This is a genomic window from Methylobacterium sp. HMF5984, from assembly GCF_045033435.1.
Taxonomy (GTDB): Bacteria; Pseudomonadota; Alphaproteobacteria; order Rhizobiales; family Beijerinckiaceae; genus Methylobacterium.
Genome location: NZ_JBJFLN010000001.1, coordinates 4,045,206 through 4,072,184, shown reverse-complemented (window position 1 = coordinate 4,072,184; position 26,979 = coordinate 4,045,206). Strand labels below are relative to the sequence as shown.

The 26,979-nt window shown below is 65.0% G+C and carries 12 protein-coding genes and 2 pseudogenes; 4 read left to right on the top strand and 10 right to left on the bottom strand.

All coding sequences use genetic code 11. From position 1 onward, the window contains the following. Positions 1-26: 26 nt before the first annotated feature. Positions 27-1,378, bottom strand: a protein-coding gene (locus ACFZ8E_RS19765) for an IS3-like element ISMex16 family transposase (RefSeq protein WP_405041759.1) whose coding sequence is annotated in 2 segments (ribosomal slippage) — positions 27-1,042 and positions 1,042-1,378 — 1,353 coding nt in all. Because the reading frame shifts where the segments join, the coding sequence is not laid out codon by codon here. Between the two features lie 16 nt (positions 1,379-1,394). Continuing rightward, the gene (locus ACFZ8E_RS19760; protein WP_405043592.1) at positions 1,395-2,051 is read right to left on the bottom strand and encodes a hypothetical protein; all 657 of its coding nucleotides are present in this window, start codon (positions 2,049-2,051) and stop codon (positions 1,395-1,397) included. A gap of 452 nt (positions 2,052-2,503) precedes the next feature. Between ACFZ8E_RS19760 and ACFZ8E_RS19755 the strand changes: the two genes are divergently transcribed. Together ACFZ8E_RS19755 and ACFZ8E_RS19750 are read left to right on the top strand one after the other, a co-directional pair. Continuing rightward, the gene (locus tag ACFZ8E_RS19755; RefSeq protein WP_405043591.1) at positions 2,504-2,962 is read left to right on the top strand and encodes a MucR family transcriptional regulator; all 459 of its coding nucleotides are present in this window, start codon (positions 2,504-2,506) and stop codon (positions 2,960-2,962) included. Between the two features lie 496 nt (positions 2,963-3,458). Continuing rightward, a complete protein-coding gene (locus tag ACFZ8E_RS19750; RefSeq protein WP_405043590.1) occupies positions 3,459-7,706 on the top strand; it encodes a diguanylate cyclase domain-containing protein in 4,248 nt (1,415 codons plus the stop codon). A 487-nt stretch (positions 7,707-8,193) separates the two neighbouring features. Here the strand turns inward: ACFZ8E_RS19750 and ACFZ8E_RS19745 are convergent, their stop codons facing one another. From ACFZ8E_RS19745 to ACFZ8E_RS19730, 4 genes are all read right to left on the bottom strand, one after another. After that, complete coding sequence (locus ACFZ8E_RS19745; RefSeq protein ID WP_405043589.1) at positions 8,194-8,871, bottom strand: tyrosine-type recombinase/integrase; 678 nt, start codon at positions 8,869-8,871, stop codon at positions 8,194-8,196. Positions 8,872-8,898: 27 nt separating this feature from the next. Continuing rightward, on the bottom strand, positions 8,899-9,813 hold the full coding sequence (locus ACFZ8E_RS19740) for a hypothetical protein (protein ID WP_405043588.1): 915 nt from the start codon (positions 9,811-9,813) through the stop codon (positions 8,899-8,901). 755 nt (positions 9,814-10,568) lie between these two features. After that, the gene (locus ACFZ8E_RS19735) at positions 10,569-11,504 is read right to left on the bottom strand and encodes an ArdC family protein (protein WP_405043587.1); all 936 of its coding nucleotides are present in this window, start codon (positions 11,502-11,504) and stop codon (positions 10,569-10,571) included. A 993-nt stretch (positions 11,505-12,497) separates the two neighbouring features. After that, a complete protein-coding gene (locus ACFZ8E_RS19730; RefSeq protein ID WP_405043586.1) occupies positions 12,498-12,749 on the bottom strand; it encodes a hypothetical protein in 252 nt (83 codons plus the stop codon). A gap of 84 nt (positions 12,750-12,833) precedes the next feature. Between ACFZ8E_RS19730 and ACFZ8E_RS19725 the strand changes: the two are divergent. Further along, positions 12,834-13,992, top strand: a pseudogene (locus tag ACFZ8E_RS19725) (IS3 family transposase). A gap of 150 nt (positions 13,993-14,142) precedes the next feature. Here the strand turns inward: ACFZ8E_RS19725 and selB are convergent. From selB to katG, 3 genes and pseudogenes are all read right to left on the bottom strand, one after another. Beyond that, entirely contained in the window at positions 14,143-16,050 is a 1,908-nt protein-coding gene (selB, locus tag ACFZ8E_RS19720; RefSeq protein WP_405043585.1) for a selenocysteine-specific translation elongation factor, read from the bottom strand. Between the two features lie 70 nt (positions 16,051-16,120). Beyond that, positions 16,121-17,497, bottom strand: a pseudogene (locus ACFZ8E_RS19715) (ABC transporter substrate-binding protein). A gap of 543 nt (positions 17,498-18,040) precedes the next feature. Beyond that, positions 18,041-20,362 (bottom strand): catalase/peroxidase HPI, encoded by a 2,322-nt coding sequence (gene katG, locus ACFZ8E_RS19710; RefSeq protein ID WP_405043584.1) that lies wholly within the window; start codon positions 20,360-20,362, stop codon positions 18,041-18,043. A gap of 1,080 nt (positions 20,363-21,442) precedes the next feature. On the opposite strand from katG, the gene ACFZ8E_RS19705 reads away from it, so the two are divergent. Beyond that, positions 21,443-24,778 carry a PAS domain S-box protein gene (locus ACFZ8E_RS19705; RefSeq protein ID WP_405043583.1) on the top strand — a complete coding sequence of 1,112 codons (3,336 nt, stop codon included), beginning with the start codon at positions 21,443-21,445 and terminating at the stop codon, positions 24,776-24,778. Between the two features lie 558 nt (positions 24,779-25,336). Here ACFZ8E_RS19705 and ACFZ8E_RS19700 read toward each other — a convergent pair. Beyond that, a complete protein-coding gene (locus ACFZ8E_RS19700; protein ID WP_405043582.1) occupies positions 25,337-26,566 on the bottom strand; it encodes a PGN_0703 family putative restriction endonuclease in 1,230 nt (409 codons plus the stop codon). Positions 26,567-26,979: the final 413 nt, after the last annotated feature.

The window sequence follows — 26,979 nt, the reverse complement described above, 5'->3', positions numbered from 1 at the left end:
GGCTCTGGTTCATCTGGGGTAAGAGGTTAGGCAGCCTGCGCGTGGTGGCGCAAGCGGCGATCCATCAGGGTCTGGCGCTTGATGCGTTCCCGCTCGGCCAGGATCCCTTCGCCGCGTCCGAAGTAGACGTCGGCGGGCGTGAGGTTGCTCAGGCTCTCATGGGCTCGGGCATGGTTGTAGTGTTCGACGAAGTCGGCAACCTGCGTCTCCAACTCGCCGGGCAAGTACGCGTGTTCGAGCAGGATGCGGTTCTTGAGTGTCTGATGCCAACGCTCGATCTTGCCCTGCGTTTGCGGATGGCATGGCGCACCGCGGATGTGGGTCATGCCCCGAATGCCGAGCCAGTCAGCCAGGTCGCTGGCGACGTAGCTTGGACCGTTGTCGGAGAGCAGGCGTGGCCGCGGCATCACCCGCGCCTGATCGAGCCCAGCCGCACCCAGCGCCAGGTCGAGCGTGGCGGTGACGTCGCTGGCCTGCATCGTCGTGCACAGCTTCCAGGCGACGATGTAGCGTGAGAAGTCGTCCAGGACCGTCGACAGGTAGTACCAGCCCCAGCCAACGACCTTCAAGTAGGTGAAGTCCGTCTGCCAAAGCTGGTTGGGCGCGGTGGTTTTATCGCGGAACTCGTCGGCGGCCTTGATGACGATATAGGCCGGGCTGGTGATCAGGTTCTGAGACTTGAGCAACCGGTAGACGGTCGCTTCCGAGACGAAGTAGCGCCGCTCGTCGGTGAAGCGCACCGCCAGCTCACGCGGACTGAGTTCAGGCTGCTCCAGAGCCAAGGCAACGATCTGCTCGCGGATCTCTGCAGGTAGACGGTTCCAGACCCGGCTCGGCTGCGAAGGATGGTCATTCAACGCCTCGGGGCCGCCGCGCTGGTAGGCGTCGTACCAGCGGTAGAACGTCGAGCGCGTGATGCCGAGCTTGTCCAGGGTGGCACGCACCGGCAGGTGGGATTGCTCGACCAGCCGGATGATCTCCAGCTTCTCGGGGGCCGGGTACCTCATGCCTCGTCGCCCCCAGCCCCGCTCATGCTTTTTTTAAGCAAACGGTTCTCCAGGACGAGATCAGCTACGACCTCCTTCAGCGCCCCCGCTTCGCGACGGAGATCCCGCACCTCATCCGTGGTGGCCGCACGAGACGTGTCACCGGACAGGCGCTTCTTGCCAGCCTCCAGGAACTCCTTGGACCAGCCGTAGTACATCGAGGCGGCAATCCCCTCACGTCGGCACAACTCCGCGATGCTGTCCTCGCCACGCAAGCCTTCCAGCACCACACGGATCTTCTCCTCGGACGAGAACTGCCGACGTGTGGCCCGACGGATGTCCTTGATCACCGCTTCTGCCGGCTTCTTGGCCGGTCCGGATGTCTGCTTCATCTTCGCTCCTCAGGGGCTACGATGAACCAGCCATCCTCCGTTCGTGAAGACCCTCATTCTGTCCCACAGGTGCTGACGTCGGACACGTCTGACCGACCGCCAGGCTGATCAGATCGAGCAGGTGCGGCTCGAGGAGCGCTTCCGCGGTCGAGCCCACCTCCGGCATGTGGAACGGCAGCATCGCAAGGCTTGCCGAGAGCAGACCGGTCTCGGCCGTGCAGGGCTTGATCGCGCGCGCTGTCATCTCCTGAGTCTGCCCGAGCCGGGCGTTCATGAGCTGCCGTGGAACCTTCAACACCAGCACCTCTGAAGCTTCGGAAAACCGTCCCTGGTATTGTAAGCTTGGGTCAATCAGCGTGATGTCGCCTGGCTCGAGTACGACCTGGCGGCCGTCTTGCTCCAGAGCGATCCGACCACCGAATTGCCGGCAGACGAACAGTTCGTCGGTGTTCGCGTGCGCGATGTGATGGCGTGTGTGCGTGACCGACATCTCCGAATTCTGGAACGAGACAAGCCCAATGGCACCGACCGACCCCGAACGAAGCTGAGCGCGAAACGTGTTCCGGCATCGCGGTGTGGAGGCGTGATCGACGACGTCCTTCCGGGCAACGTCGTGCCAAAAATCGAACCGATCACGCGGGTGGACGTGCTTTGTCGAAAAAACGGTTTTCACCCAGCCCTCGCCTGCCCGAATAGCCGACGATGAGCGCTGACTCGGCCGATTCGAAGCCCCACCGTCGTGATTTAGTGTCTGTCAGTAGACTGAAGATACATCGCTCCGCCAGATCAGGGTTAAAAAATAGCATGCGCCGATCTTTTTTCTCCTGATGCGTAGGTCCTGTCCTCCAGGGTCAGGCGTGACAGGACTCGTCGACCTCAACCGTTCCCGAGCCGAGTGGCCGTGTGTGATCGGCGACATGGTTGCCACAGGGCATCGCACGCGAACACGGTCGTGATTTCGGAGCCTCTCACCAGAAACGCGTTCGTGGACGCCGGGGCGTATCGAGTGGCTGCGGCTGCGGTCGCAACCAGATCCGCGATTTGCACGGGTTAGGCGGACCACAATCGCGCTGTCGTTCTCGAAGTCGAAATATCACCCTCTGCTTGGTCCAGGAGATAAAGTGTATGATAGAGATCAATGGGCGGCGTTCCCTCAGTTCGATCGGGTTGGCCGGCACCATCGTCTCAGCCTATGTCTCGAACAATTCTGTTCCCATGTCTGAGCTTCCAAGTTTGATCGGCCGTATCCACGCCACGGTCATTGGCCTTGTGGACGGAACCGCAACGGACACACCAATCGAGATCGACCGCAAACCGACCCCCGCTCAAATCCACGAGTCGGTCACGCCGGATGCGCTGATCAGTTTTATCAACGGCAAAGCTTATAGGACGCTGAAGCGGCATCTGACGGGCCACGGGCTCGATCCGCGCAGCTACCGCGAGCGCTATGGATTGCCGGCCGACTACCCGATGGCCGCCTCGGGCTACAGAAAGCAGCGCTCCGAAATCGCGAAGGCGATTGGCCTCGGTCAGCCGCGTGCGCACGGCGATCAACGCAGAGCGGAAACGCGCGGTAGCCGGTGACGATGAGCACCTTGAAGCCGCTGGCGGTGTATACTGGCGTCTCCGCGTCTTTGGGCGAGGCTGGTAATTTCGGCACCCGGCCCGGACCGTCCAGATTTCAGCGGGTGCGAGAGGCGCGTTGATTGCCGTCGCGAGTGTCGCCAATATTATCCGAACCGTATCGTGAGTTCAAGCGAGCTTACTATGAGGCGGCGAGGAAAACTATACTGATATTTTCCATATCTTCGCCGTATGACATGCTTGATATAATATTAATTCATATTATAGCAATAGATTGGCGCGCTAGTTCGAATATAGTTCGGATGTTTGTCAAAAAATAACGAGACGTGTCCTGATGATACTCATCTTGCGACACCAAACAAACGATATATTCCAAATTATGCTTTAATGACTCTGTCCTCGGGTTGAGCCAGGCGGGGTACCCGAGGTTCCGGCGGACCGCAGTGGATCACATATGTATCCGGTTCATCCAAACGAAGTCGGGCGTCTAGAGGCTATGCGCGATCTCGACGTGTTCGGCTCTCCCGCCGAGCCGCAATTCGACGCGCTCTGCCAGACTGCGCAGGCGCTGTTCGGAGTTCCGATCGCCCTCGTCAGCCTTATCGGCGAAAACGAGCAGCGGTTCAAAGGCCGATGCGGCCTGGACGTGGACGGGACCTCGCGTGACGTTTCCCTGTGTACCTATACCATCCTGTCCGACGCGATGATGGTGGTTGAGGACGCCACGCGTGATGAGCGATTTGCTGCCAATCGGCTGGTCACGGGCGAACCGCACATCCGCTTTTATGCCGGCGCGCCGCTCGTGCTTGCTCCCGGCATTCACCTCGGCGCCTTGTGCGTTATCGACCGAGTGCCGCGCACGTTCTCGGCCGAGCAGCAGGGCCAGCTTCGAAGCTTGGCGCAGATCGCGGTCACGTTGCTGCGCATGAACAGGGCACAACGCGAGGCTCATGAGAGCGCAGCCTTGTACCGGCTGCTGGCGGACAACGCCACCGATGTGATCGTCCGTTGCGACCTCGACGGTAGGCACCGCTACGTCTCGCCCGCGGCGAAACGGCTGCTCGGATTCGAGCCCGAGGAGCTTCTCGGCACGAAGACGATCGACTTCGCCCATCCGCAGGACGCCGGGGCCTTCGCCCGCCTTCTCAAGCAAGTGGGACGAGGCAAGCTCAAGCATACAGTCAGCCAGCAACGATACCGCCGCAAGGACGGCTCATGGGTCTGGGTCGAGGTCTCGTTCAATCTCATCAGCAGCCCGGCGACGGGGGAGTCGAACGGTTATGTCGCCGTGATCCGAGATATCGCTCAGCGCAAGGAGGCTGAGCGGCAGATGGCGCATATGGCCCGTCACGATCCGCTTACGGGTCTCCCGAACCGGCTCCTCTTCCGCGAGCAGCTTGCGCGGGAGATCGTGCGGGCCCAGCGCGGCGGCGGCGGCTTCGCGCTATTTTGCCTCGATCTGGATCAGTTCAAGCTGGTCAACGACACCCTCGGTCATCCGGCCGGCGACAGCTTGCTGTGCGCGGTGGCGCAGCGGCTGAATGGCCTCGTGCGCGCTGAGGATATAGTGGCGCGCCTGGGAGGCGATGAGTTCGTCATCATCCAGACCGGGACGGGCCGCATCGAGGAAGCGGTCGCTTTGGCCGAGCGGCTGCTGGTCGCGGTCGCGACACCTTTCGATCTCGGCGGCTATCCGGCGCGGATCGGCTTGAGCATCGGAATTGCGCGCGCGCCGGACGACGAGCTCGACGCCGACCGCCTGTTCTTGCACGCGGATCAGGCGCTCTTCCGCGCCAAGGCTGCCGGTCGGGGCGGCTATCACCTGTACCGCTCCGAGGAGGTCGGGCCTGCCCGTATTCCGGACGCGCAAACACGCGACCTGACGACGTCCCGCATGTGCCCGGATCAGCCTCAGCATGGGCTGTTCGACGCGCTCTTCAGCGGCCTGCTCCAGATCAGCGCGGATTGTGTGACGCTCGTCGACCTGGAGGGCCAGCTCCTCTTCATGAGCCCCGGCGGTCAGACGGTGATGGAGATCGACGACATCCAGCCGCTCCTCGGCCGATCCTGGCTCGAGTTCTGGCATGGGGCGGATCGTGACGCGGCTCTGACCGCGCTCGCGAACGCAAGGGCCGGGCACAGCGCCAGCTTCCGCGGTTTCTGCCCGACGCCTTCGGGGCAGCCGAAATGGTGGGCGGTCAACCTGAGCCCGCTCGCGGGCGACCAACCCGGCCGAGGGCGCATTCTTGCTGTATCCCGCGACATCACCGCTCAGGTCGCGCTGGACGCCGATCTGCGAACGTCGGTGCAGCGTTATCAGGCCTTGGTCGAAGCCACCGGCACCATGGTCTGGCGCGCGGACGCGACCGGCAGCATCATCGAGATCTGCGGCTGGGCGGCCTACACGGGGCAGGCCACGGACGCCTATCTCGACCAGGGCTGGCTGGAGGCCGTGCATCCTGAGGACCGGAAAGCGTTTCGCGCGATCTGGCATGCGACCATGGCCACCGAGCAGGCGGGCAGCGCCACTTGCCGGGTCCGTTATGGGGGGGACCAGTACCGCTGGGTTTTGGCCCGGACCGTCCCGCTGAAGAACGAGGCGGGTCGGGTCCTGGAGTGGGTCGGTACGATCACCGACATCCACGAGCGCCACGAGGCAGCCGAGACCATCCGGGTTCAGGAGGAGCGGTACCGCTTGGCCGTGCGCGCCACGCAGGACGGCATCTGGGACTGGGACATGGCGTCGGACGATGTCGCCTGGATCGAGGCAACCGGCGAGGTGCGCACCTATACGGATGACGAGAGCAAACCTTCCTGGTCGCGTTGGGCCGCTCGGATACACCCCGACGATCGCGCGCGCGTAACCTCCAGCTTCGCCGCTTCCGTCGGCGGCACGGACGATCGGTGGCAGGCCGAGTACCGCTACCGCGGTGGCGCCGGGGGCTACAAGGAGGTGATCGACCAAGCCTTCATCGTCCGCGGCGAGCGGGGGCGGCCCGTCCGCATGGTCGGTGCGGTGCGCGACGTGACCGAGCAGCGGCGGGCGATCGCCGCGCTGCGCACCAGCGAGGAGCGCCTGCGTCTCGCCTTGCGCGCCGGCCGAATGGTGGCGTGGGAGCGCAACCTGATTACGGGGCGGACCTCCCGATCCGAGAACGCCCCGGACGTCCTTGGTCTGGCGGCGGACTCGCGATCGGAGTTCCTCGTTGGCGTGCACCCGGACGATCGGGCTCAGATGGCGGACTTCATTCGAACCGGAGGCGCACGCGACGAGCGCGAGTTCCGGTACGTCTCGCCCACCGGACGCATGCAGTGGCTGTGTTCGTCAGTCGAGCGGGTCGACCCGGATCGGATCGTGGGGATCACCTTCGACATCACGGAACGCAAGCTCGCCGAGGAGAAGCTGTGGCAGACAGCCAACCTCGATGCGCTCACGGGACTGCCGAATCGGCAGCTGTTCCGCGGACGTGCGGAGGCGGCCCTCTCAGCGGCAGAGCGCGATGGGACATGCGTGAGTCTGCTGCTGATCGACCTCGACCATCTCAGGGACGTGAATGACACCCTCGGCCACGACATCGGCGATGCCGTGATCTGCGAGGTCGCCGATCGCCTGCGGGACGGCCTGCGGCCCTGCGATACGCTCGCAAGGCTCACGGGCGACGAGTTCGCCCTCATTCTCGTCGACCCGCTGCGGATGCCCGACGCCGTTCGACATGCGGAAGCGCTGATCGAGCGCCTGCGTCAGCCGGTGCGAATCCGGGACCATGCGCTGACCTGCAAGGCCAGCATCGGTGTGGCCGCTTACCCGGAGCACCACACGGATCTGCGCGAGCTTCTCAAGGATGCCGACATTGCCCTGTCCCAGGCCAAGGTGCGGGGCCGGAACCGGATCGTCGTGTTCTCGGCCGCGATGCGCGTGGACGCCCTGCGCCGCCTGAGGATCGCCGCAGAAGTGCGCGCCGCCCTCGCGGCGGGGCAGATGGTGCCGTATTACCAGCCGAAGGTCTGCCTCACGGAGGGCCGGATCGTCGGCTTCGAGGCGCTGGCACGCTGGCGGCACCCCGAGAGGGGACTGCTGACGCCGGGCTATTTCGGTTCGGTCTTCGAGGACCCGGAGCTGTCCACCGCGATTGGCGACAGGATCCTTGAAGCAGCGGCGGCCGACATGCAGGCGTGGAACGAGCGTGGCATCAATTTCGGACGCGTGGCGGTGAACTTCGCCGCGGCCGAGTTCCGCAAGCCCGACCTGGCCGGGATGATCCTCGGTGTCCTGAGCCGCTTCGGGATTCCCGCGACGCAGTTGGAGGTCGAGGTCACTGAAACGGTGTTCCTCGGTAAGGGGGCGGAAACCGTGCCCGCGACGCTTGCCCACCTTCACGCCAGCGGCATGAGCATCGCGCTCGATGATTTCGGGACAGGTTTCGCCTCGCTCACGCACCTGAAGCAGTTCCCTGTCGACCATATCAAGGTGGACCGGAGCTTCGTGCGCGATATGGAACAGGATCCGGACAACGCAGCGATCGTCGCTGCCGTGATCGGCCTCGGCCGGAACCTTGCGATGAAAGTCACGGCGGAAGGCGTGGAGACGGTGGAGCAGGCACAGCACCTTGCGGCGATGGGGTGCGACTACGCTCAGGGCTACCTCTATGCCAAGCCGATAGCGGGCTCGCGCGTGCCGTGGTTGCTGAAGACCTGGGACCCCGACGCTTTCGTCGGTCGGAAGGTCCCGGCATGCTCAGCCTGAGAGCTCATCCCCGCTGCCGAAATTTCTCCGCATCGCAATGCGAAGGATCGCTGAGGGTGAATCCCGGCCTGTCCGTTATTCGGGGCGGGATGGACTGCCTGTTACGGCAGCACAGGGCGCGGAACCGCCAACCAGCACAATATGTGTACACGTACGGTTTTGCGTCGTCAGTTTTTGAAAGCGGACAGGCAGGAAACCACCCAAAGCGGCACGTCAGCTTCAGCGACTTGGTTGCCGAAGCTGACGTGCCGCATGAGTCTTCAAGGCACGTTAAACGGCTTCTGGTTTCGACGCGGACAAGGTTCTGTATGCGGGATGGACCGTCAAGGTCCCTTCGCAGCGTTTTTGCGCGCGGAGTGAGGAGACGATGACGGGAGGCATCGGCGGCGCGACCAACTTCCCTCTGCCGATACTCGGCGTCCCAGAGAGCCGAGCGTGAGCGATGACTTAATGAGCGTCAGTCACACGCCCGAAGTCCACGCGTGACTTAGGGAATGGCGGCAATGGCCGTTCGTAGATCTTCAGTCTTGAGCGTCTTCTTGTAGTTCCGTGAGTTCACGGTGGCGCCCTCATGGCCCATCATCGACTCGCGGATCGGATCGAGCACCAGCCGCCGGATCATCTCCGTATTGCCGAAATGCCGGAAGGAATGGAACGTCTTGCGCTCCTCACGGGCCGAGGGCACGGCTTCGTCCAGAACGACCGTCCAGCGCTTATCGAACAGGTTCGACAAGGGCGTGTTCTCGCCAAACTGCGTGACCTCCGCGAAGATCAGATCGCTTCGCGCACCGGATCTGCCCCGCACGTAATCTAGGAAGCCGAGGCGGATCAGCTCTGGATGGAGCGGCAGCGTCCGACGCGACACCGCGTTCTTAAGGCGCCGTCTGCGTGTCGGCCGGATCTTGAGCGTGGCCTGCTCCAAGTCGATGTCACCGAGCTCTAGGTAGACCAACTCGGACAGGCGCGCGCAGGTGTAGTAGCCCAGGAGCGGCAGCCAGTAGAGGGCTGCGAAAATCTGCTGCCCCCGTGCGACCCGCAGCATCTCCGCTTCCGGGGCCGTCGACGTCCAGACGGGGTGCGCGAACAGGGCCTTCACCTCGTCGACCTCGAAGGCCGGTCGCTTCTCGCCGTCCCGCTCCAGGTCGATCAGGCGGAAGTCGCCCAAGAGCTCGACCTGCCCAATCGGACGCTGCTAGGCCCGACAGTACTTCGCGATCGTCGAGAGCTGCGGGATATGCCGGTTCACGGTCGCGGGGCTGAGCCCGACTTTCTCTGTCTGCCCCGCGGTCCGCATCGTTCGGCCGCGCTCGACCAGGTCCGCAATCGACAGTGCCGCATCACGTGAACTCTTGCCGTAGGCCTTCGGCAGGTTCGAGAGGTTCTGGATATAGGCAGCGAGATGGGCATGCCGGATCTGCCGCAGGTCATCGGTGCCGGCGATGTCGCCCAGCATTGCCGCGACCGCCCGATGCTGCCGTTGGGTCTTCTCGTCCCAGGTGGCGCCCTTGTGCGTGCTGAGTTCTCCGACCATATCGGTCAGCGAGTCCATGACCGGACCAGAACCGGCTTCGCTGTCCTCATGCGCATCGTCCAGACCTCGCTGGTCGAGGGCTGGAGCGCAATCGGTGACGGCTGGACCGCGATCCTCTCCGTCAAGCTCCGAAGATCCAGACGATGGCCTTGACGCCTCTTCCGGCGCGGCGGCCTCCGTTTTTGGAGGGTACGACGCAGGAGGTGGCGCCGCGGGTGGGTGGTTCCGGTCGGCTATGGGGTCTTGCTCGGGTGCCGGCTGGCCGACCGGCTCGGATTTGAGAGCAGCCAGATCTGTATAACTGCTTTCTGACTGCGGCGGGGTTGTGGGGGCCTGAACCTTGAAGTCGCCCCACCCGAAACTGTCAGCGCCGTCGAAGTCGGATGTGGCCCAGCCCAGCGTGTCACGCGGCATCTCACCCCTGGCACGCATCGCCGAGAGGTTGGCCCAGGCCTCCCGTGGATCCGCACGCACCTGGGCATAGGTTGAGGCGAACTCTCGTGAAACATGGCTGAAGAGCGCCGCGAGGCCACGGAGGCAGCGATTGAGGCTAGCCTCCGTCAAAGGCTCGCTCATGCTGGTCAGCATCGTCTGAAGATAAGCGCGCGGTGGCGTGAGCCGACCAGTCTCGTCCGGGCGACTGAGATCGCGCAGGTAACCGTTCTCGATCCGCCGTCGAATGCCTCCACGCTCCGTCAGGCTGAGGCCTTCCCGCTTCAGGCGCGCATCGAGTTCACTGTCGTACCCTGCGTCGAAGCCTTCCTCCGCCGCCAGCGCCTAAAGGCCTCCGAAGATCCGGTACTCCCGCTCCCGTTTCTCCATGAGTGTGGACCAGTCGCCGATGAGAGGGGCGCGCGGTGAATTGAGGTCACGCTGCTAGCGCGCGATCCGCGCGCTTCGCTCCCGATCGACGAACGCGCGGAAGTGGTCGCGGATTTGAGCCGCTGTTTGCATGGCGGGGTCATCCCGAACGCGGAGGCTTTCCGCGTTGAGCCCCCAGCCGAGTGTGCGCGCACTTGCTGGGTGGGAGGTGCGCAGGCTCAGAGCGACCGTGATGGACTTCCCCCTAACCGGGGCACCAGAGGGTCGCGTCCGCTCATCGCAACGGAATCGCCCTCGCCACCAGTATACCGCCCCGCGGCGGAACACGTTGGAACAAATCGTCAACGGCCTGCCCCTGTGGACAAGCGCGTGCAACAGCTCTGCGTACAATCGGTGAGGCCGCCGAAGCGGCTGAGAGCCGAATGCAATCAGATCAATGACTTAGCGGAGGCTTGGCTGGGGCGCCAGGACACTAAGCCCGCCGCCGGCTTCCAAAAGAGCTAGTCTTCTCAGACGTTTGTCTCGCTAGACGCCTGGGGATGTGTAGCAGAATAGTGGTGTGGGCGGCAACCTTCCTCGCGATCGCTCAACGGTCTGCTGGGTCGCAGCGCGGCGAGGTAGTCGGCAGCGCGCGAGGCCTGCGCAGCGGCGTGGCTGAGCGCGCGCGGGTCGACGCGCAGGAGTGGCGCCCAGGAAGCGCAGTAGGCGGCGTGGTTCGGGTGGGGTGTGCGTGCGATGCCCAGATCCGCCAGTACGAAGGCGGCGCCGAGTTCAGCCACGAGTTCCTCCGCGGCATAAGCCCGGGCGCCGAACCGGCCGGTGAGGTCGCGGGCGAGGCGGTGCGCGGCGCCGGTCCAGTGTACGAGCTCGTGCGCGAGAGTGCCGGCGTAGCCAGTCGGCGAGCGGAAGTCGGTTCGGGGCGGCAGGTGGATCGTGTCGGTTGCCGGCACGTAGCAGGCGCGGTTGCCGCCATGCTGGATAGTGGCGCCGGTGGCCGCGACGAACGCGTCGAAGGCGGGTAACGGGTCTGAGGTGATGCTGGGCGCTGGTGCGTCAGCAGGCGGCGATACGACATCAACCTGGGCGGCGTTGAAGACAAAGGCGGCTCGGGCGACGAAGGGGGCGCCGTCGGTCGCGTCTTCATCGGTCCCGCGGGGCAGCTTTTTGTAGAACAGCACGAGGGTTCCGCGCTGGGCCTTGCGGACTTGCGCCCCGAGCGCCGCCCATTGCCGATAGGTCGCCCAGCGCGCATCGGCGTAGCCGTGTGTCTGCGCCGCGCACCATAGGGCGAGCACGTTAAGGCCGCGGTAGCGCCGGCCGGTGCGGGCGTTGCGCGGCATCGGGTCGGTGCCATGCCAGGGTGGGGACCATGAAGTCGGGTTAGCGGTCTCAAGCCGCGCTAGGATTGTCGCGGCGAGGCGGGCGTGCAGATCGTTTGTGGGCAAGAAGGCCGGGCTCCGGTGCCGCCGCGGCGTTGGCGGCCTCGGCGCGGGGTTCCCTCAGGTGCGGCGGCTTTTCACAGAAGCCTTGTGGAGCGACAGCCGGGCCGAGGCGGTGGTGCCGGCTCCGTGCTCCCTGTCATGCCCCGGATCTTGGTGAACGTTTGAGGGAGATCGGCTTGCTCAAGGCAAGGCTTTGCCGGTGGGCGGCAAAGCCACGCTCTACCGAGGAGGTCCGGATCTCGGAGCCACGCCGTCGGTCGATCGGCGGATCGAGGTGCAACCTTGCGACAGGCAGGCCGGGGCTGTGCTGTCGGCCTTTACGCACCGCTTCCCGTCAGCTTGGACGGCCAGCGCCGACGGACCCGTCCGCTCGATCCGCGGGGCGTCAGGGTCGTCGTGGAGGTCTGGGGCTACCCGTTCCCTCCATCCCGCGGTCCCGCATGTGCGGGTCCGCTTGTCCGTCGATGCCCTTCGATCTTTGTGACCCGGCAGTCCCCGTCCCGCATGGCTGGCGGTGGAGGCTCGGAGCTCACAGGGAGCGTGGCTCTTTCCTTTTGGCGGACAGAAGCTCGCGGCCACGCGGCTCAGGTGGCGAAGCGTTTCGGCATCCGAGATGAGGGATGAGCAGGCTCCAGGGAGAATTCCATGCCCCACCTCGACGGGGATCATCTTAGACCGAGGAGTGCGTGGCGAAACGATCGATAGGAGCTTGAAGCTGCCTTTCCGCTTTGCGCCCATGGCGGCCGTTCCAAGCGCTCTGAATGTTGCTCCATTGCAGACATTCGCATGACGTCTTCGGCCGCAGCTATTTGCATAGGGTATCGGTCACGAAACTACTCCGCCTCCAGTGTTTTGGCACGGTTGCTGGCAAGGTCAGCCTCATAGGCGAGGCCGATGTCTCCACGCACCCATTGTTCACTCAATCCCTTGAAGGAAGCAGCCGGCGGCCTGCCCGTCCCACGCTGCCTCAGTACCTCCGACATAAGTGCGGGGCCCTCAATCTTGGGAGGACGCATCGACGGATGCTGTCTCTTCGGCATGCGCCTGGCGATTGTCGAGCTTACGCAGCTCCATAGCGATGTCCTGCAAGCTGGCGTCGCCCTTGCGCAGAATGCGGTCTGCCTCGGACAGGCGGGCGCGCTCCGCTGCCGTGATGTTCCGAGCGCTCAGCACCACCACCGGAACCTCGGCGCAGTCGGGCAGAATTCGGAGGCTGTCGAGCAACGAGAATCCGTCCATCACGGGCATGGTCAGGTCGAGCAGGACTGACCTGACCGGCTGGCTTTGGACCGGGCTGATTGAGAGGATCAGCCAGGACCAAAGGAGTTGGACATGCGGCGAGGCCAGAAGACGAACGCGGAGCAGGTCGTGCTCAAGCTGCGCCAGATTGAGGTGCAGACTGCCCAGGGCAAGAGTTTGGCCCTTGCATGCAGGGAGGCGGAGATCTCCGAGCAGAGTTACTACCGCTGGCGCAAGGAGTACGGCGGCCTTCAGGTCGATCAAGCCAGGAAGATGAAGGATCTGGAGCGCGAGAACGCTCGTCTGCGCCGGCTCGTCGCCGACCTTTCTCTAGAGAAGCAGGTGCTGGCGGACGTCGCCTCGGGAAAGACGTCGCCTCGGGAAACTTGTAGCCCCCGAGCGACGCAGGCAGGCGGTGGACGGCATCCGTGAGAAGTACGGCCTCTCGGAACGTCACGCCTGCCGGATCGTCGGTCAGCACCGCGGCACGCAACGCTACGTGCCTACCGTGCTGGCCGACGAGGATGCACTGACCCAGGCCATGATCGCCCTGGCGTCCGAGTACGGACGCTACGGCTACCGCCGAGTCACCGCGCTGCTACAGGCAGCCGGCTGGCAGGTAGGCAAAGACCGGGTTCAGCGCATCTGGCGTCGCGAGGGGCTGAAGGTCCCCAGCCGACAGAGACCCCGCAGCCGCCTGTGGCTGAACGACGGCTCCTGCGTGCGGCTACGACCGCTTCACCGCAATCACGTCTGGAGCTTCGACTTCGTGCAAGCCCAGACGCACGATGGGCGCTCTCTGCGCATCCTGACGCTGATCGACGAGCACAGCCGGGCCTGCCTCGCGCTGAAGGTGGCGCGGCGCATCAACAGCGTCGGCGTGATCGAGGCGCTGGCCGACGCGATGTGCTTGCACGGCATCCCGGAGCACATTCGCTGCGACAATGGCCCAGAGATGATCTCAAAGGCGCTGCGCAAGTGGGTCGCCAAAGCTGGCTCACAGATCCAGTACATCGCGCCAGGATCCCCGTGGGAGAATGGCTACTGCGAGAGCTTCAACGGCAAGCTGCGCGACGAGTGCCTACGCCAAGAAATCTTCTACTCGCTGAAGGAGGCGCAGATCGTGATCGGTCTATGGCAAACCACCTACAACCGCGTTCGACCGCATTCGTCGCTGGGCTATCGCCCGCCCGCGCCCGTCAGCTACCCGGATCTGGCCTTCCGGCTACCCATGGCCGCCACCATGCAGTAGCCTCTCAATCGGCTCGGTCCAAAATACCGGTCAGGTCACCTGATAGCCTGCGTGAACGTCTTGAATGGCCAAGTCTTCATCCGTCCAGTTCGCCTCAAATCATGATCCAGGTGAAAAAAATCTCGTCCATCCGTGCGGGGCAAATCAATGTCACAAGTCGCGATTGTCTGGATGAAACACGCGACCATCATTGATACGCGTGGTGAGGCCCCGCGCGTCGAAGTAGGCCAGCAGCGGCATGGTCAGGTTCCGGCTGATGCCGGTGGTCTCGCGAAAACGGCCGACCGTGAGGAGTGCCTGGGGATGCTCGGCCGCGACAGCGCGCGCCCTGTCAGCCAACTCCTCCAAGACATCGGGCAAGACGTAGTAGTGTCCTGATACGCGCTTCAGCCATCCGAGGCGTCCGAACTTATCGAGGTGAGGGCGCAGGTTCTCGGGCTCTCGGTCGACCCGTGCGGCGAGATCTGCGAGGCGCGGTTGGTTGAGCCCCGCCTCCTCAAGAACAGCGCGGACGGCTTCATAGAGTGCAGCCTCCGGTGCAGCGAGCCGGACCGCGTGGCCAGCCAAGTGGTAGAGCGCCCCCCGCCGTTCGATGCGGCCCGCGCCGAGAAGCGGGTCGAGGGCCGCCCGCAAGGCGGGGCGGTCGGCACTGGCCACGCGTTCGCTCAAATCCTCGACCGTCAGGCCCGGATTGTCCGGCTCGGACCTGTGTGCGTCGTCGAGGATCGCGGCGACCGACTCTCCGAGCGCTGTCATCCGCTCTTTTGCAAAGCCCAAGCGCTCGCGCGGCGTGTCGACCGCTATGAGATCGACCTCGCGCGACAGGGCTTTCATCCTCGCGGCCGGGACGTTGCGCGAGCGCGCGAAGTGATCGAGATCGAGACCCGCCTCGCTGTGGGCGAGGAGGTGGGTGAGCGCTGCCCCGTGGTCCGGCGTGTCGAGAGCCTCGACGACCCTGCGCCGCCCCGGCGACCATGCTCCCCGGCGGGGTCCCTCGATATCGATGATCCGCCCGCCGCCCAGGGTGCGCACGGCTGAGACGTCGCGCAACACGAAACGGTCGCCATGCAGCGCACCCAGGCTGGCATCGAGGACGATCTGCGCGATGGCCGCCGCACCGGGTTCGACGCTGGATCCTTGCGGCAGCAGAACCCGGCCGGTCGCGGAAGCGGCGCCGTGATGAAGGTGGACGGGCGTTCGATGGCGCAGAGGACGGGTTTCGCTCTGCAGCATCCGCAGGGACACGTCGAGGCGGCGTGCCGGCCCGTGGAGATGCGGCGCCAGGATCCAATCGCCCCGGTGGATGCCGGCCCGCGAGAGTCGGGGACCCGTCAGGTTGAGGGCGCATCGCTGTCCGGCTACGGCCACGGCGCAGGCGTCGTGACCGACGCGCAGGCCTCGCACCCGTGCTTCGACACCGCTCGGGGATACGAGGAGCGTGTCGCCCGGTCGGACGCTGCCGGAATGGACGGCCCCCGTAACGACGAGGCCAGCGCCGACGACGGTGAAGCAGCGATCGACGGCGAGGCGAAAATCGCCTTCGGCCGCTGCGGGGGATGGGTCGGCTGCGGCCGCTTCGAGACGCCGGGCCAGGTCCGGGATCCCGGCGCCGTTCAAAGCCGAGCAGGCGATGACGGGTGCCTGCACAAGCGCGGTCTCGGAGAGCACGGACCGAGTCTGCGCCTCGACCTCGGACAGGCGTCGCGCATCGACCGCATCGCTCTTGGTGATGGCCACGAGGCCGCGGCGGAGACCGAGCACGTCGAGGATCGCGATGTGTTCGCGGGTCTGGGGCATCACACCGTCGTCGGCCGCCACGACGATGAGGGCGAAATCCACCCCGGTGGCGCCGGCGACCATCGTGCGGACCAGGCGCTCGTGGCCGGGGACATCCACGAAGCCGATCGTGCGGCCGCCGAGGGCCGTATAGGCGAAGCCTAAATCGATGGTGATGCCGCGGGCCTTCTCCTCCGGCAGCCGGTCGGCATCGATCCCGGTGAGCACCTTCACCAGGGTCGTCTTGCCGTGATCGATATGGCCGGCGGTGGCGACGATCATGATGTCCTCGCTCCGGTCGGCCGTGAACCTACGACAGGCGGCACGGGGAGCCCCCGCGCCGCCTGCCGCCTCAACCCTTGATCCGGGTCTCGGCCAGTTCCGACATGCAGGTGTCGTAGGGCGTGAACGCCACGCGGTCCGACACGGCGAACAGCGTGTAGGGCGAATACAGGAACAGGGCCTTGGCCTTGTCCTGGAGGTAGCGTTCGACCTCACGCACGACCGCCTCCGTGTCCGGCTCCTTCGACGTGTGCAGGAGCTTATCGTAGAGGGCGTCGAACTCCGGATCCTCCGGTCCCTGGCGAAGGGTCGCGTCCTTCCCGAAGAACTCCCGATGCACGCAGGCCACCGGATATTGCGGCGTCCAGTCGAAGTACCATTCGAGCTTGACGTCGAAATCCTCCGGGGGCTCCTCCTTGGCACTGACGAAGCGGCAGCCAAGGCCGACCTTCGAGAGGCAGTGCCCGATCGCCTCGACGACGCCCTTCCAGGCGGGTGAGGCGACGAACACCAAGTCCCGCCCGCCGATCCCCGCCGCCGCGAGCGCCCGTTTGGCGGCCTCGGGGTCGTAGGAGAACGGCTTCATGCCAGGGTCGGCGCCGTAGCGACCGGGCTGGATGAAGGCCGGGATCACCGTGCCGTAGCCGTATGCGCCCTGATCGAGCACGGCCTGCCGGTCGATGGCGAGGTTCAGCGCTCGGCGAGCCTCCGGGTTGCGCCAGGGCAAGTCCGGACGGTTCTCGTTGAAGACCCCCGTGAGGATCGTCTTCGCCTTCTGCGTCTGGATTTTGCCATGCTCGCTCGCCGGGAAGGCCTTGGCCTCGTCCGGTGTTAGGTCGAAGACCACGTCGACCCGGCCGTCACCGGCCGCCACCGACTTGATGCCCTCGGTCTTGCCGATCACGTTGTCGTAGATGATTCGGACCGTCGGCTTGCGGTCGGGATTCCAATAGGTCTCGTTGGGCTCCATGACCACGCGGTCGGAGCGCGAATCGATCAGCGAAACGCCTTCAGTGAGCACGAACGGGCCAGTCCCCCACGGACCAGGCGCGTCAATCACTCACCAATGGCCTTCGGCCGACCCCGTCTTCGGGTCGACGAATCCCCACTCGTTCCAGAAGCGCGTCGAGGGCAGGTGCATGCCGCGCAGCTTCATCAGCGCCGCGGAATCGCCGCCGGGGAAGCGCATCCGGATCGTGCGGTCATCCACCGCCTCGCAGGTGACGTCCCGGGCGAAGTTCAGGAAGGCGCCCGGCGGATGCGGGTTGGTCCATTCCTGCACCTTGTCGAAGCCGAGCTTGAACATCGCGGCGTTGAACGGCTCGCCGTCCTGATAGACCGCGTCGCGCATCGTCAGTTCAAGGGTTTCGCCGTCGAGCCAGCGCCAAGCTTGAGCGAGGCTCGGCTGGCCGATCCCGTCGTGGTCGACGCGGTTGGCCTCCTCCATCGTATTCCAGGTGATGGAGAGCCAATTCACCGGCGACGGATCGACCACCGTCACCGTATTGTGGTGCCCCCAGGGCTGCGCTTGCCCCGGATCCCCGGTCGCATGTGCGGTCATGCGCTGTCCTCCTGTTTCAACCTGCATGGCGTGCAGGAGCGGCCATCTCGGATAGGGGCCGGCAGAAAGAAGCTAGTGCACAAGCGCTTTGCTCTCAATCGATCCCCGGTGACGATCTAGCGACCATGCCGCTGCCGGGCCGGATCGCCGGCCGCGCCCGAACCGAAAGGACGCTTGCCGCGAGGCCGCAGCGCCTGTGGCGGCGTGAGAAGCTGATGCCGTCGATGCGCGCTCGATTTCCGGAATTTCGGTCTGTGATCGCGCAGATCACGTCGTGTCATCAGCGGCCTGTGCTCACACAAACAAAGCGACGGAGAGGAAAACGCGTTGGCGATACGCGATTCCAGACCCGTGAAGACTCTCCCTGTTTGCCCCCGTCCCGCCGAGCGGTGGGACGGGGGGGGGGTCGGCTGACGCGACGGCGGCGGATCAGGCCGCCATGGGCCCGGAGCGCCGGTGCCCCTTCACGTCGTAACGGTCGAGCATCATCACCTTGTCCCAGACCCGCACGAAATCGGCCACAAACCGAGTCTGTCCATCGCTGCCGGCATATGCATCGGCGATGTTGCGCAGCTGCGCGTTCGACCCGAAGACGAGATCGTTGCGGGTGGCGTCGAATTTCGCCTGCCCACTGTTGCGGTCCTTGAGCGTGAAGGTCGTCCCGGCCGTGTCGGCCTTCTCCCAGACGAGATCCGTGTCGGTCAGGTTGCGGAAGAAGTCGGTCGTCAGCACGCCCACCCGGTCGGTGAAGATACCCGTGTTCGACCCGTCGTGGTTGGCGTTGAGGGCGCGTAGGCCACCGGTCAGCACCACCCATTCCGGTGCGGTCAGCGTCAGCAGGTTGGCCTTGTCGAGGAACATCTCCTCCGGCGACAGGCTGGGCGCGATCGCTCCGAACCCGTCATCGACGTAGTTGCGGAAGCCGTCCACAACGGGCTTCAGCCACTCGAACATCTCGATGTCCGTCAGTTCCTGCGTGGTGTCGACCCGGCCAGGCGTGAAGGGCACGCGCGTCTCGATGCCCGCGTCCAGGGCGGCCTTCTCCACGGCGGCACAACCACCGAGCACGATGAGGTCGGCGAGCGAGACCTGCTTGCCGTCGCTGCGCCCGCCGTTGAACGCGGCCATCACTGCCCGGAGCGCCTCGATCACGGGGGCGGCCCGACGATTGACGGCCCAATCCTTCTGCGGAGCGAGGGCGAGACGGCCACCATTGGCCCCCCCGCGCTTGTCACTGTCGCGGTAGGTCGCGGCCGCCGAGAAGGCGGTGAAGGCGAGGTCCGAGACCGAGATGCCCTTCGCCATGATGGCCTGCTTGAGGGCGGCAACCTCCGCCTCGCCCACCGGGGCGTAGGTGGCGTCCGGGATCGGGTCCTGCCACAGCAGGCCGTCCTCGATCGTGACCTCCGGGCCGAGGTAGCGGTGCTTGGGGCCCATGTCGCGGTGGGTGAGCTTGTACCACGCCTTGGAGAAGGCCTGGGTGAAGGCGTCGAAGTCGCTGAGGAACTTCTCGCAGACCTTGCGGTACTCCGGGTCGACCTTCAGGGCGATGTCGGAGGTCATCATCATGAGCGGATGCATCTGACCCGCGACATGGGCGTCCGGGGTCTTGGGCGCGTTCGGGTCCTTCGGCGTCCACTGCAGGGCGCCGGCGGGGCTCTTGGTCTGCTCCCACTCGAACTTGAAGAGGTTCTCCAGGTAGGCGTTGTCCCACTTGGTCGGATCGGGGGTCCAGCTCCCCTCGATGCCGTTGGTCATCGTGTCCTTGCCCGAACCGGTGCCCTTCGGGTTGTGCCAGCCGAGCCCCATCGCCTCCATGGGCGCCATTTCCGGCGGCGGTCCGATCTCCTTGGCGGGCGTCATGCCGTGGCTCTTGCCGAAGGCGTGGCCGCCGGCGATTAGCGCCACCGTCTCCTCGTCGTTCATGGCCATGCGGGTGAACGTCACGCGAATGTCGTTGGCCGAGCCCTGCGGATCACCATTCGCGTAGGGCCCCTCGGGGTTCACGTAGATCAGCGCCTGGTGGGAGGCCGCGAGCGGGTTCTCCAGGTCGTAATCGGTGTCGCCGTTCTTGCCCCGCCAGCGCTTGTCGCGATTCACCATGTCGTCGAAGCTCGACACCGAACCCATCTCGACGACTTCGGGACCCCAGTAGGTGGCGTTGTCCGCCTCCCAGGCGTCGAGGCGCCCGCCGGCGAAGCCGTAGGTCGGCAGCCCCATGATCTCGAGGGCGCAGTTGCCGGTCAGCACCATCAGGTCAGCCCAGGAGAGGGCGTTGCCGTATTTGTGCTTGATCGGCTGCAGGAGGCGGCGCGACTTGTCGGTGTTGCCGTTGTCCCACCAACTCGAGATCGGTGCGAACCGCTGCATGCCCGTGCCGGCGCCGCCCCGCCCATCCGCGATGCGGTACGTGCCGGCCGAGTGCCAGGCCATCCGGATCATCTGCGGGCCATAATTCTTGTAGTCCGACGGCCACCAAGCCACGGACGAGGTCAGGAACTGCTTGATGTCGCTCTTCAGCGCGTCGAGGTCGATCGTATTAAATGCGGCGGCATAGTCGAAATCAGGCCCCAGCGGATCGGCAGCGACCCCGTTCTGGTGCAAGAGCTCGACCCTCAGGCGGTGGGGATACCAGTTCTCCAGCGCCGGGCGGCTCCCCAGAGCTCCGCCGATACGGTCGCCTCCGAACGGGCATTTCCCTTCCATGGGGTATGATCTTGTATTGGTCTTGTCGATCGTCATCTCGTTCATCAGCATCCCCTTGGGCGTAGGACCGGTATCATCAAGCAGATTGTGCCACTAAGCTGTCGCCGACGGTGGCGCGTTGTGTGCGTCACGTCTTTGCCAGAGTAGCGCGATGGGTGATCTGACCCTGAGCGCGAAATCAGGCGCCCATCTCTAAAATCAAGATGTTGTCGCCTCTCTTGAAGGCCAGGCCGCAGCCGACCACGCGAATGGCGAACCGCCTCACATTTGCGCGAGTCCCTAGAGCGCGAACTGGAAAGGAAACGGAAAGTTTGACGTCAAACAACATCACTCGCGGGTCTCGATGCTGGATCTGTCGGTGGGTCATACGGTCGGTCACCGCACTGTGAATGATGCGCTCTGGGACAAGCTCTTCACAGCGCGCAGCCGTGACGGAGGCTACCCAGTGCGACGCGGCACGGCGCAGCCGTGGCTCAGCACCCGATCGCGCCGTTGCGCCGTTGCGCAGGAGAGCGTGCGGACTCCGCGGCGAACTGGCCCCTCTGTTTCGGAGCTGGGGGCCTCGATTTGTTATGATGGTGGTGTGGTGCCTGGGCTGTTCGCACTCATCAGCCTCGCACGGGATCCGAATGTCCGCCTCGCAGTTCCATCTGCTCCGACGCAGGCCTGTTACCCCCGTTTAGCTACTGTCGGTTGACTGAACTCACCCTTGCGAGCTCGTAAAAGCCCGTTGCTGCCTTCACTGCGGTAGACAGGGAAGCCAAATCAGGGGCAGCGCGATGCAACTTATAGATGATCTCGTCGACGCTGGATTATCTGGAATTCCCGGCGACCAAGGAAGACCGCCTGCAAAGCTGCAGCCCGCGCCGCACGCCGTCACAAAGAGCTCGTTGAGCCATATAACGACGATCGAGCACACGACCATGATCCTGATCGCCTCTCGTTACCTAGTCCATCGCATCGGTTGAGGAAACGGCAGAGACCCACCAGCGAAGTCACGCTGTCGTGACACCCCCAGTATGCTCACAGCCTGTTCACCAGCCTGTGGTCTAGCCTCCTCAGGTCGGCGGCCTTGAAGGCGACGTGGCCGACGTGATCTGAGCAGCGGCCTGTACGACGATGAAGATGAGGCTCGGGACACTCGCGCGTACTGCCGCGCTCGCGGTCGGCCTCGGCGTGCCCGCACTCGTCGGCTTTGCCGTTTTCAATCAGCGTGCGCAGGAGATCGCCGACGCCGAGATTCGCGCGGCCAATACCGCCCACGCTCTCGAACAGCATGCCGCTCGCACCTTCGAGACCATCGACACCTATCTGCGAGCCGTAGCGCCCCTGGTCGGGCCTCGGGGGGTCGACTTGCCATCGGAAGCAATCCACACCGCGTTGCGCGATCAGATGCAGCACTCGCGACTGAACAACATCATCGTCATCGACCGGAACGGCCGGGCGACCGTCGAAGCGGATGCCTTCCCTGCGCGTCCGCTCGATGTCCATGATCGCGACTACTTTCAGGCACTGCGTGATCGACCGAATTCTGGTGTGGTGATCGGCAATCCGATCACCGGGCGCCTGACCGGTAAGGTGCTGATCCCCGTTGCTCGGCGCATCGAGGGGCCGGACGGAACGTTTCTCGGCGTCCTGCAGGCGACCGTCGACCCGCAGACCTTCGAAAGCGTGTACGGGGCCATTCATAACGGGCCGGGCGCGGGGCTTACCCTTTGGCGATCAGACGGCACCCTACTCGTACGCTCGCCACCGCTCCCCTCCGTCATCGGCAAGAATTTCGCCGAGGGCGAGAACTATCGGCAACACGTCCCGGCTCGGGACACGAAGCCGTACTGGTCGGCCACCATGACGGATGGAGTCGAGCGCGTCGTCGCCCTGAGCTTCCTCGACGAGTATCCCTTGTACGTCGGCGCCGCGTTCGCGCGGGACGATATGTTGGCCGATTGGCGTCGGTCTGCGCTCGTACAAGGGGCGGTGGCCGGAGGGCTGACGCTCGTGCTCGTTGGCGCCCTGCTTCTGCTCGGCCGCGAGATCGAACGGCGCGAGGCGGCGGATGCCCTCATCCGAGAGAGTGAAGCGCGTCACCGGCTACTGGCGGAGAATGCCACCGACATCATCATCTGGTGCGACCTGGATACGACCCGGCAGTACGTCTCGCCCGCCGTCACCGCCGTGCTCGGCTACGCCCCCGAGCAATTAATCGGCACCCACACCCTCGACTTGGTTCATCCCGATGAAGCGACCGGCTATGCGGAAACCCTCGTCGAACTGACGACCGGGCGCGTCGGGCGCACCACGACCTGCCATCGCTATCGTCACCAGCAGGGGCACTGGGTCTGGCTGGAGATCTCGATCAATCTGACCCATGACGCGGCGACGGGCCGGGCGGACGGGTACGTCGCGACGTTGCGTGACATCACTCAGCGCAAGGCCATGGAGGATGCGCTTCGCGAGAGTGACGCGCGTTACCGCTCCGTGACCGAGGCGCAGTTGCAGGAGGCACGAGCACGCGCCGACTTTACCACGGCCACGAGCGCGGCAATTCTGGCGCAGCTTGCCGAGGGCGTTATCGTCACTGACGCCGCAGGGAGGATCACGCTTGTCAACAAGGCGGCAGCCGAGATCCACGGCGTGGCTCGGCTCGACATAGAGCCGGATGCCTACAGCGACACCTATCACCTATTCACCGAGGATGGCCGACCTCACCCGCCGCGCGATCTGCCGCTTGCCCGCGCTGTAGCGGGACAGATAGTGCGGGACGCGCGTTGGCGAGTTCGACGGACGGATGGCACCGAGGTCGTTGCTATCGGCAACGCTCAGCCGCTCCTTGGGCAAGATGGCGCACAAATCGGCGCCGTGCTCACGGTGCGCGACGACACCGCGCGAGATGCAGCCGAGACGGCCCTACGCGATCTGAACGCAACGTTGGCCCAGCGCGTAGCTGAGCGGACGCACGAAGCGGAGACGGCCCGGGCTCTGGCCGAAGCCGCGAGCCATGCAAAGTCTGAGTTCCTGGCATCGATGAGTCACGAGATCCGGACCCCCCTGAACGGGGTGATCGGCTACGCCGATCTCCTATGCGAGGAACCAAACCTCAGTTTGCGCGCACGTCAGCACGCCGAACGCATCCGCACGGCCGGTGCGGCACTCCTGACCGTGGTCAACGACGTGCTCGATTTCTCGAAGCTGGAGGCCGGACAGGTCGAGATCGTCCCGCAGCCGTTCGCACCCGTCACACTGATCGACAACACGGTGTCGATCGTTCGCGGCTCGGCTGAGGCGAAGGGACTGACGCTTGGCGTCAGCTTCGATCCTATGGTTCCTGCGTGGCTGTTGGGCGACGAGGATCGACTGCGGCAGGTGTTGCTGAACCTGCTCAACAACGCCGTGAAGTTCACCGCACGAGGCCGGATCGATCTGAACGTGGCCGTGGATGCCATGTCTGAAGACGCTGTCCGTCTACTCTGCTCGGTGCAAGATACCGGCATCGGCATACCGGCGGACAAGCGTGACAGGCTGTTCCAGCGTTTTAGCCAGGTCGACGGCTCAATCGGACGCGACTACGGCGGCAGCGGGCTGGGGCTGGCGATCTCGAAGGCGCTCGTCGAGCGTATGGGCGGTGCGATCGATGCGGAGAGCGAGATCGGGCAGGGCTCGATCTTCTGGTTCGCACTCAACCTGCCTATCGCGGCCGAACCAGCTATTGCCTTCGAGCCTTCATCAAGCGCGGGCGTCCGCTTAGGCCGGCGACTACTGTTGGCTGAGGATGTGCCGCTTAACCAGGATCTCGCCCGCGCAATCCTCGAGCGCGCCGGGCACAGCGTCGACGTGGTCGGCGACGGTGCCGCGGCGGTAACCGCGGTGCAGGCTAAGACCTACGACCTCGTGCTGATGGACATTCAGATGCCGGGTATGGACGGTATGAGCGCAACACGGCGCATCCGAGCCTTGGACGGCGTTGCCGCTCGCGTGCCGATCGTGGCTATGACCGCTAACGTCTTGCCGGAGCAGCTTACGGAGTTTCGTGCCGCAGGCATGGATGATCACGTCGGCAAACCGTTCCGGCAAGAAGCACTGCTATCGGCGATAGATCGATGGTCGTCGGGTGGGACTGAAAGCACCCCGGCTTCCAGCCTGGACCACGCAGTTTACGAGGAGATCCAAGTTTTGGTCGGCCACGAGCGCATGGTCGGCTTGCTTGCGATGTTGGCAGACGAACTTACCCATCGGTTCGGACCGTCTTCCAACTCCCACGATCGGAAGCAGATCGCTGAGGATGCGCACGCGATGGTCTCGGCAACGAGCATGGTCGGTTTTGAATCGCTGGCTACTCTATGCCGAAAGGTCGAATCTGCATGTCGTTCGAATGAGGATTACACAATGCTCTTCAAAGTCTTGCAAGCCCGCTCGTCCGAAACTATCAGCGAGATCACGGTCATGCGCTCAGGATCAGCATAAAGGCGCGGACTCCGGCCGCAAATGAATTCGATGTTCTAGTGGCTAAATCGGTGTCGAGCCTTTACGCCGGACTCACCAGTTATCCCTTGTTCGTGAGGGCCGACAACTGTCTTAAGAGTGATGATACGAGACATTCAAGCGAGGCCTGTCCGCTTTCTCAGCAGACGTCCTTCGAAGCGGACCGGCGGCTTTCGGCCAGACCCGGTCATTCGTCGCGATCTTGGAATGCTCAAAGCGGCCAGGACGAACGAGCGCTCTGCGTACCGCTGGCAGTGATGGCGCCACCGTGTAGGGCGGCTGTCGTGCCGGGGGCGAGCTACAGCTCGCCGGTCGCGGCGGAGCCCGTTTGTGCGTGGAACCGTGGGGGCGAGGGCGCTATAGTTTCAAACACTTGCGCGGGGTGCGAACCGGGTAGAACCGCGGGATGAGCGGTTGCTGGTGGGTCGGTGCCGCGGCTGCGTTCGCAACCGTGTGGATGTGCATCAGAATGGACTCGAGCCAGCGGCATGGGATTGCCGCAGGCCCGGGCCGTCTCATGTCGGGACGTCCCGAGGTGCGTCAGGCGGCAGCGCGGGTGCGAGACGTCGGCCGGGCGCGCTGCGGTCGTTTGCGCGGGGCGGGGTTTGCGACGAAGGGGGCGTCGGTAGGCGCGGGCGACACCGGTGCGATGTCCGGCATCGGAGCGTCTGCCATTGTAGCCGCCATCGCGAGTTCGAGTTCGCCGTCAAGGAGCCACCAGTCCGTGTAGCGGCGATGAAGCGCGCGGGCATGCTCCGGTTGGCCGGCCTTTGCCAGGGCGGCGAAGGTGTGCTCCAGGGTTAGCGGGATGAACGGGATCGGGCCGGCCTGCGGGTCCGTGAGCTGGCAGTTGTAAGTTGCGGCCGCGGCGTGTGCGAGTTGATTGTGGGCGGGCGCAATGAACGTGAGCGTGGCCGTGTCCGCGACACCGGCGGTGAGCATCGCGGATGCCAGGCAGTGCTGCCGATAGAGCTGCTGGCAGGCTGAGCCGGTCAGTGCGGGGTCACTGGGCGCGATGAAGAGGCCGGGCGTCGCGCGCGCAATCTCGGCGTGCCGCGGATGGGGCGGTGGCGCGGGCTCGTGGCCGGCTTCGCTATACTTCATCTCGATGCAGATCAACGCGCGGGCGCCGGTCGGACTGCGGCCACGAATGACGACGTCTAAGGCAGTGCGGTCGGCCGTGAAGCGCGGGTCGCCACGGCCAGGGCTGTGCTCGAACAGAATGTCGGTGACCTCGGCCAGCGTGCCGGGGAATAGCTCCGCCATGAAGCGGGTGGCCAGCGCCGTGTCGGCGGCGAGTGGGCCGAACAGGTTGAAGGCGAGCGGCTGCGAGGACAGCAGGTTCGTGCGCAGGCGGCCGATGTCGTAGGCGGCGCCGGCCTCGCGGTAGGTCAGCGCCCTGGCGGCTACGGCGGCGATGTCGGGCGTCATGAAGTTGGCCCCGGTGCGGCCGGCGGCGATCGAGATGCGCGAGCCGAGACGGCGGAGCCGGTGGGGGTTGGCGCGGTCCATGTGCGTGCCGATCGGCAGGCCGCGGTCCTCGCGCCAGAGGGCCTGGAGGAAGCGAGCGGCGGCTTTGAAGCGGTGGTCGGTGGGGACGAATACATGCCGTCGGCGGCGGGCGACCTCGGGGATCAGCGGCAGGTGGGGCGGCGGTGCGCCGAGGCCGGAGGGGTCTAGGATCGCGCGGGCGGTGTCGGCGAGGATGCCGTGGGTATCATGAAGGCCGCTGGCATCGGCGAGCGGCGGCAGAGGGATGGTGGCGTCCATGGTGGGGTTTGCCTCGTGGCGACCGCAGGGGTGCGGCCGGGACGGGGTTGCCGGAACGGGCGGAGGGATGAACGGGGCCGGCGTACGGCGCGCCGCGGAGGCAGGATAGGTCGGTGGGTGGGAAGTGGCGGCGGTCGTACGGCCGGCGGCGGCAGGGGAAGCTCGGCGGTGGGACGGTGGGTTTGTCTGCGGCTGGCGCAGGTAGAAGGAGGTAGGCGAAATGTAGCCGCCAGGACACGCGTTCAGCACGCGCAGTCGTGCGTCAAAGCGCCGTCCCGTCGCCCGGGTCCGAAACGCGCCATGAGCGGATATCAGCTGACCGCCCGGTAGCGGACATTCAGTTTCAGGTGACCGTCCGTCCGGTGTCGACCCTTCGCTGACCCTGAGAATGTCCGCTCACGGGCAACTCGGCG

What these genes read in the sequence shown, in the direction of transcription:
- ACFZ8E_RS19700 (WP_405043582.1), bottom strand. Translation starts at nt 26,566, where the DNA reads ATGGACGCCACCATCCCTCTGCCGCCGCTCGCCGATGCCAGCGGCCTT.
- ACFZ8E_RS19705 (WP_405043583.1), top strand. Translation starts at nt 21,443, where the DNA reads ATGAGGCTCGGGACACTCGCGCGTACTGCCGCGCTCGCGGTCGGCCTC.
- katG (WP_405043584.1), bottom strand. Translation starts at nt 20,362, where the DNA reads ATGAACGAGATGACGATCGACAAGACCAATACAAGATCATACCCCATG.
- ACFZ8E_RS19740 (WP_405043588.1), bottom strand. Translation starts at nt 9,813, where the DNA reads ATGAGCGAGCCTTTGACGGAGGCTAGCCTCAATCGCTGCCTCCGTGGC.
- ACFZ8E_RS19730 (WP_405043586.1), bottom strand. Translation starts at nt 12,749, where the DNA reads ATGCCCGTGATGGACGGATTCTCGTTGCTCGACAGCCTCCGAATTCTG.
- ACFZ8E_RS19750 (WP_405043590.1), top strand. Translation starts at nt 3,459, where the DNA reads ATGCGCGATCTCGACGTGTTCGGCTCTCCCGCCGAGCCGCAATTCGAC.
- selB (WP_405043585.1), bottom strand. Translation starts at nt 16,050, where the DNA reads ATGATCGTCGCCACCGCCGGCCATATCGATCACGGCAAGACGACCCTG.
- ACFZ8E_RS19755 (WP_405043591.1), top strand. Translation starts at nt 2,504, where the DNA reads ATGATAGAGATCAATGGGCGGCGTTCCCTCAGTTCGATCGGGTTGGCC.